Source organism: Dissulfurispira sp., from assembly GCF_036745535.1.
Classification (GTDB): Bacteria; Nitrospirota; Thermodesulfovibrionia; order Thermodesulfovibrionales; family Dissulfurispiraceae; genus Dissulfurispira.
On the sequence record NZ_DAIOFX010000007.1, the window covers coordinates 45,079 to 51,897 of the forward strand.

The window sequence follows — 6,819 nt, forward strand, 5'->3', positions numbered from 1 at the left end:
GTGGCGGTAATGCATTTGAGCAGAAACCCGCAGGCGTGGAGAGGCAGAGTGAAAGATAAATAGCTAAAAACCTGTTTTATAAATTAGCGATATTCCTTTGCAAAATCATTGATTGTCAACGCAATGCCTGATATAATCCTATCAATTACAGAATATGCATAAAAGTAAATGTTAACTTCAATATGAGGCAGAAAAAGGCATAAAGGCATGTCGCTTGGTGGCAAGAAAAATCCTAATAGTTGCTTTGACCTGATGCGGACGCTTTTTATAGGAATAGCATGTTTAATCCTTGGGCTGTGGGCAATAATAGATCGCTTTTTCTTTGGCTTCACCGATGGTCTAATTGACGTAGGCAAATATCATAGGATTATTGGACTGGGGTTAATTGCTGTTAGTTTGATTTATTTATACTTGGTAATAAGGAATTATTTAAAAGAAACATAGGGAATCAGATTATGTTGATAAGAGAAGTTAACAATTAATCAAGGCGACGGGTAATTAGCTGTAGCGGTTTTTCAATGCTGGTTGCCCGCGCCTTATTTTTTTCATTATGCGATAAAAAATGATACAATGATATTATGAAATGTACGCAATACTTTTCATTTGTCAGACAACGGGCGGATAGGGCAATTATCAAAGATAAATGGATATTGGATACAATCAAAAACCTGTGAAAACAGAAGTTCAGAGCGATGGAAGGATAAGGAAGTGGAAATTTATCGAAGAAGTTGGGAGATACCTAAGGGTAATTCTTTTAGAGGACGGAGAAACCGTTCATAATGCTTTCTTTGATAGAAACTTTAAGGAGGAAGAAAAATGAAAATTCGATATTTCTCAGATACGGATACAGCATTGATTGAGTTTTCAAATGTTCCCATAGTTGAGACAAAGGAAATATCAGAAAACCTGTACATTGACTTGGATGAAAAGGGCAATCTTGTAAGCATGACAATTGAACATGCAAAAGAAAAAGCAGGTATTTCAGAAGTATCTTTTCTGCAAATGGAAAAAAGTGTTGCCTAAATCATTCCACAGCGACGCTCGCAATCTTGCGTCATTGAGCTTGGTTGTTCGGCTTCTCAAAAAATGGCAAATACCCCAGCAGACTACTCCTCATTTATGAGTTCAATAAGGGCATTGAGCAATTCCTCTTCCTTCACCTTCTTCACCACTTCCCCTTTTTTAAACACAAGCCCCATGCCTTTGCCGCCTGCAATCCCGAAGTCAGCCTCCCTTGCTTCTCCGGGGCCGTTTACAACGCATCCCATTACGGCAACGCTTATTGGCTTTTTTATGTCATTAAGGATTTTTTCAACCTTCTGTGCCATGGGTTTCAGGTCTATCTGACATCTTCCGCATGTAGGGCATGAGATTATCTCCGGGCCATGCTGTCTTAAACCGAGGGATTTTAATATTTCATAGGCAACCTTTACTTCCTCTTCAGGCTCTGCAGTCAGCGATACCCTCATTGTATCTCCTATGCCTTCGGAGAGAAGTATTCCAAGACCAACAGCGCTCTTTATCATTCCGCTGAACGGCGGCCCTGCCTCTGAGATACCTATGTGCAGGGGATAATCATACTTCTCGGAAAACAATCTGTATGCATCAACTGTCTTCATTACATTTGATGCCTTAAGGGATACCTTGATGTCATGGAAATTCAGTTCTTCTAAGATTCTTATATGCCCTTCAGCGCTTTCAACGAGCGCCTCCGGCGTCGGATGGCCGTATTTTTCGAGAAGCTCTTTCCCAAGTGAGCCTGCATTTACGCCTATTCTTATGGGAATATTTTTTTCTTTAGCTGCTGCAACAACCTCTTTGACCTTCCATTTTGCGCCGATATTTCCGGGATTGAGTCTTAATCCGTCAACTCCCTGTTTAATTGCCTCGAGTGCTAATCTCCAGTCAAAATGTATGTCGGCAATCATGGGAATTTGAGATTTGAGTTTTGAAATATGAGATTTAATCTTTCCGAGGGCAAGGGCCGCTTCCATGTCAGGAACAGCGAGCCTTATAATTTCGCAGCCCGCAGACTCAAGGGCGAGTATTTGCTGGACAGTTGCATTCACATCCCTTGTGTCTGTCTTTGTCATAGTCTGCACAGAGATAGGACTCCCTCCGCCCACGGCTACATTGCCTACATGAATCTGTCTCGTATTTTTTCTTTCGATCACTTTATCCTTCTTCACTAACACCCCAAAAAGTCTGCGACTCTTTGGGGATCCCATCTTCCTCTGAAGTTTTGCTTGCGGATAGTCCCTCTTTTTCGAGCCTTGCTGACTCTTTCATCGCCTTAATCCGCTTTATTGCCGCATTGTGTTCCGATAATGTCTTTGAGAAATAATGTGTCCCGTCATTCTTAGAGACAAAATAAAGATAAGGCACCTTTGCAGGATACAATGCTGCCTGTATAGATTTTATCCCAGGAGATGCAATAGGCCCGGGCGGCAATCCCTTTATGACATATGTATTGTAGTCCGTCTTTTTCCTCAGGTCATTCCTCGTTATTTTGTGCTTATTGCTTTTTACGCCGTAGATTGCTGTCGGGTCTGCCTGAAGGGGCATGCCTTTTTTTATCCTGTTGTGATATACAGCGGATATCAGAGGCCTTTCCTCATCGGTCTTTGCCTCTCTTTCTATGATTGACGCCAGTGTCAAAACCTGATTTTCGCTCCATCCGATCTCTTCTGCACGCTCTCTCAGTTCATCATTAAACTCGTCCCTCATTTTATTGACCATTAACTTTAATACGGCAACCGGCTTTGCACCTTTGGCAAATTTATATGTCTGGGGGAATAGATATCCCTCGAAGCTCGGCGCATCTATATCGAGGGAACTTAAAAGGTCTCTGTCTTTTGTGAGAGAATTAAATACCTCCAAAGGCATGATTTTGTTGTAAGCAAGCTTCCTGCCTATTTCAAGAAGGCTGTCGCCTTCGACTATGGTTATTTCGTACTCGATGATCCTGCCGCTTTTCAACTTCTTGAGGACCTGAATCGGGCTCATGTTCCCCCAGAAAACATAGTAACCCGCCCTTATCCTTTTGTCGAGCCGTGTTATCCTGCCAACGACAGTGAAGAGGTTCCTGTCCCTTATGAGATTGTTCTTTGCAAGTATATCTATTGCCTGCCTGTACGATGCCCCTTCGGGTATTTCTATCTCTATCTGCTTGCCTCCCCCGTCTGACGGCACAAAGAGCTGTATGCCTATGTATGATAGAAAAAGAAAAGATAGTGATATTACTATTAATTTGATATTGTTTTTCATTTTGAATGCCTTTAGCATTGTAATTCTTGCGAGTGTTTTTTGGTATGTTATTTAGATATGACTTTTAAATCGGTATCCTTAGAATAACAGATTGGGGATTGAAACTACAACCATTAAGAAGTGAGGGCGACCCGCATAAACGGGTCGCCATGTATTCTGTGTTCTGTCTTTTAGTACATTCCTTCGCCGGGCATAGGAGGCATCTTCTTTTCTTCCTCCGGCATCTCTGTAATCATGACCTCTGTGGTGAGCATGAGGCCGGCAACAGATGCTGCATTCTGGAGGGCTGTCCTTGTGACCTTTGTGGGGTCTATGATACCGGCCTTGAACATGTCTGTATATTCCTCTTTGTAGGCATCGTACCCGAAGCTTGCATCTTTTGACTCCCTGACCTTTTCCACCACAATGGAGCCTTCCATTCCTGCATTGGCCACAATTTGCCTGATGGGCTCTTCGAGCGCCCTCTTGACTATGGTTACGCCGATCTGCTGATCGTGCTCTAACTTCACCTTTTCGAGGGACTCGATGCACCGTATGAGCGCAACTCCTCCTCCTGCGACTATACCTTCCTCGACTGCTGCCCTTGTGGCATGAAGTGCATCTTCAACCCTTGCCTTTTTCTCCTTCATCTCTGCCTCGGTTGCAGCGCCGACATTAATAACAGCAACTCCGCCCACGAGCTTTGCGAGCCTTTCCTGGAGCTTTTCCCTGTCATAGTCAGAGGTGGTCTCTTCTATCTGGGCCTTTATCTGTTTTACTCTGCCCTGAATCTTTGCGTGGTCTCCTGCACCTTCAACAATTGTGGTGTTTTCCTTGTCCACGGTTATCTTTCTTGCCTTTCCGAGGTCGTTGAGCTTTACATTTTCGAGCTTTAATCCGATGTCTTCCGATATAACGGTTCCGCCTGTGAGGATGGCTATATCCTCAAGCATTGCCTTCCTCCTGTCTCCAAAGCCCGGGGCCTTGACTGCACAGACCTGAAGTGTGCCGCGGAGCTTGTTGACAACCAGTGTTGCAAGGGCCTCGCCTTCCACTTCTTCTGAGATTACGAGGAGGGGCTTGCCCATCTTTGCTATCTGCTCAAGGATTGGAAGCAGGTCCTTCATGCTTGATATTTTCTTGTCATGGATAAGTATGAATGCATCTTCGAGTATGCACTCCATCCTTTCAGGGTCTGTGATGAAGTATGGGGAGATGTAGCCCCTGTCAAATTGCATGCCCTCAACCACATCGAGGGTTGTGGCCATGCTCTTTGCCTCTTCAACTGTGATTACGCCGTCTTTGCCGACCTTGTCCATTGCCTCTGCAATAAGATCTCCGATGGATGGGTCGTTATTTGCGGAGATTGTTCCTACCTGTGCAATCTCTTTCTTCTCTGCAACAGGCTTTGACATCTTCTTGAGCTCGTCGACAACAACTTCCACTGCCTTGTCAATGCCTCTCTTGATGTCAATGGCATTGGCGCCTGCTGTGACATGCTTCATGCCCTCTTTATAGATGGAATATGCAAGGACTGTTGCGGTGGTTGTTCCGTCGCCTGCAACATCAGAGGTTTTTGATGCAACCTCCCTGACGAGCTGTGCGCCCATGTTCTCGTAAGGGTCTTTGAGCTCGATCTCCTTTGCAACGGTGACGCCGTCCTTTGTGATGTTCGGTGCGCCGAACTTCCTGTCTATCACTACGTTTCTGCCCCTGGGGCCGAGGGTTGCCTTGACTGCATCGGTTAAGATGGTCACGCCCCTTAAAATGGACTGTCTTGCTGACTCGTCAAACAATAGCTGCTTTGCTGCCATATCTTATCTCCTCCTTTTATTCGATAATTCCTAAGATGTCTTCTTCTTTGATGATTAAGTATTCAGTGTCATTGAACTTGATCTTTGATCCTGAATATTTGTCAAAGAGCACTGTGTTGCCTTTCTTTACCTCCTTGACCTCTGAGCCCACGGCTTCTACTGTTCCTCTCTGGGGCTTCTCCTTGGCCACATCAGGCACATAGATGCCGCCTGATGTCTTTTCCATTTCTTCCTCAGAGTACTTCACAACTACTCTGTCCTTGAGTGGTTTGATCTTCATACCGATACCTCCTTCGTTAGTTTTAGTGTTTAGTTTTTGTTAGCACTCACTCCAGACGAGTGCTAATATATCCATAAAACGGGGATGGAGGCAAGGGGAATTATGGGTGAATATTTCGGATTATTTTGATTTTTTGCAATTTTTTGCAATTTTTTAAGATTTTTTAGATTTAGAAATAGGATTTTTTGTATCTCCTCTTTGGCAGCCATAATTTTATGGTCAGTATTCCTGCTAAAAAGCCGCCTATATGGGCGAACCATGCCACTCCGCCCTGATTCAGCATGCCTTTGCTCACAATGCCGTTGATTATCTGTATCACTATCCAGAAACCAATAACAACTATGGCCGGAATCCTCACTATCTGCCAGAAGAATCCGAAAAAGAGGATAGTATAGACCTTTGCACGGGGGAACAATAAAAGATATGCGCCTAATATCCCCGAGACAGCGCCGCTTGCGCCTATCATGGGTATTGTGGATTGGGATTCTGTAAGGGCATGTCCGTATGCAGCCACAATCCCTGAAAATAAATAGAATAAAATAAACCTGAAGTGTCCTATGGAATCCTCTATATTATTTCCGAATATCCAGAGGTAGAGCATATTTCCTGCGAGGTGAAGAAAGCCTCCGTGCAGGAACATGGATGTAAAAACGGTGAAAACAGGATGTATGGGCTGGGATGTATCAAAGGATATCAAGTTGTAGGGTATTGCGCCGTAGAAGTAGGCTATATCCCTTTCGCTGACAGGAGACACGAACTCCCAGATAAAGATAAGGCAGTTTATAACAATCAGTCCGATTGTAACAAAGGGAAATGTCTGTGTCGGATTATCGTCTCTATAGGGAATCATGCCTTAATACTCCATTACTCCATTGCCTCAACTATTATATCGTTTTTCTTCAAAATGGCCGTGGTTACGCCGCATCCTTCCACCTTTTCACTGTTCACCCATACTTTAAATACGCCACATGAGGGGCTCCCTTCCTTTAGAATTGCCTTTTTAATATTAAACATTCTCGCAATTCTCAATGTCTCCATTGCTCCGTTTATCAGGGTTTTTGAATAGTCAATGTCGTCTGCACCTATTGTCCTCACCCCGGTAGTTCCTTTTATAAGCTCATTGCCATCGCCATTTACAAAGCTTATGATCGGCCTTGGTGTTGGAAGTCCTCCCAGTTGCTCGGGACATAGGGGTATAGCCTTTCCAGACACAACCATCTCTATGATTTCTGGATGCCCGCAATTTGTCCCGTCGTATCTTGTATTAAATCCGGCAAGGCATGCGCTGACAAGTATCATTTGCCTGTATTTTATCATAAGTATAAGAACAAATCACTTGACGCATTTGCCTCTCTGAAATATGATACTTTTATATTTGCCGGGGACAGAGATGCACAGCGTCCATTTCAAAAAAATTTTTTAATGGAGTCAACTATAAAGAATTCTCCTTAACACGGAAACAAGTTTTATGAGAAAGCA

8 protein-coding genes are annotated in these 6,819 nt (G+C 43.8%); 2 read left to right on the forward strand and 6 right to left on the reverse strand.

Annotated elements, in window-relative coordinates:
* Positions 1-643 precede the first annotated feature (643 nt).
* Positions 644-820 (forward strand): hypothetical protein, encoded by a 177-nt coding sequence (locus V7L97_RS03015; protein ID WP_333653310.1) that lies wholly within the window; start codon positions 644-646, stop codon positions 818-820.
* Positions 817-1,023, forward strand: coding sequence for a DUF2283 domain-containing protein (locus V7L97_RS03020; protein WP_333653312.1), 207 nt, complete (start codon positions 817-819; stop codon positions 1,021-1,023). Before V7L97_RS03015 ends, V7L97_RS03020 begins: the two co-directional genes overlap by 4 nt.
* Positions 1,024-1,106: 83 nt before the next feature.
* Here V7L97_RS03020 and ispG read toward each other — a convergent pair whose 3' ends face one another.
* From ispG to V7L97_RS03050, 6 genes are all read right to left on the reverse strand, one after another.
* Positions 1,107-2,174 carry a flavodoxin-dependent (E)-4-hydroxy-3-methylbut-2-enyl-diphosphate synthase gene (gene ispG, locus V7L97_RS03025; RefSeq protein WP_442891736.1) on the reverse strand — a complete coding sequence of 356 codons (1,068 nt, stop codon included), beginning with the start codon at positions 2,172-2,174 and terminating at the stop codon, positions 1,107-1,109.
* A 1-nt stretch (position 2,175) separates the two neighbouring features.
* Positions 2,176-3,267, reverse strand: coding sequence for an endolytic transglycosylase MltG (gene mltG / locus V7L97_RS03030; protein ID WP_333653314.1), 1,092 nt, complete (start codon positions 3,265-3,267; stop codon positions 2,176-2,178).
* A 170-nt stretch (positions 3,268-3,437) separates the two neighbouring features.
* Entirely contained in the window at positions 3,438-5,060 is a 1,623-nt protein-coding gene (gene groL, locus V7L97_RS03035) for a chaperonin GroEL (protein WP_333653315.1), read from the reverse strand.
* A 16-nt stretch (positions 5,061-5,076) separates the two neighbouring features.
* Positions 5,077-5,340: a co-chaperone GroES gene (locus V7L97_RS03040; RefSeq protein WP_333653316.1), complete on the reverse strand. Its 264-nt coding sequence runs from the start codon at positions 5,338-5,340 to the stop codon at positions 5,077-5,079.
* 169 nt (positions 5,341-5,509) lie between these two features.
* Positions 5,510-6,190 (reverse strand): rhomboid family intramembrane serine protease, encoded by a 681-nt coding sequence (locus V7L97_RS03045; protein WP_333653318.1) that lies wholly within the window; start codon positions 6,188-6,190, stop codon positions 5,510-5,512.
* A gap of 14 nt (positions 6,191-6,204) precedes the next feature.
* On the reverse strand, positions 6,205-6,639 hold the full coding sequence (locus tag V7L97_RS03050) for a DUF523 domain-containing protein (RefSeq protein WP_333653319.1): 435 nt from the start codon (positions 6,637-6,639) through the stop codon (positions 6,205-6,207).
* Positions 6,640-6,819 lie beyond the last annotated feature (180 nt).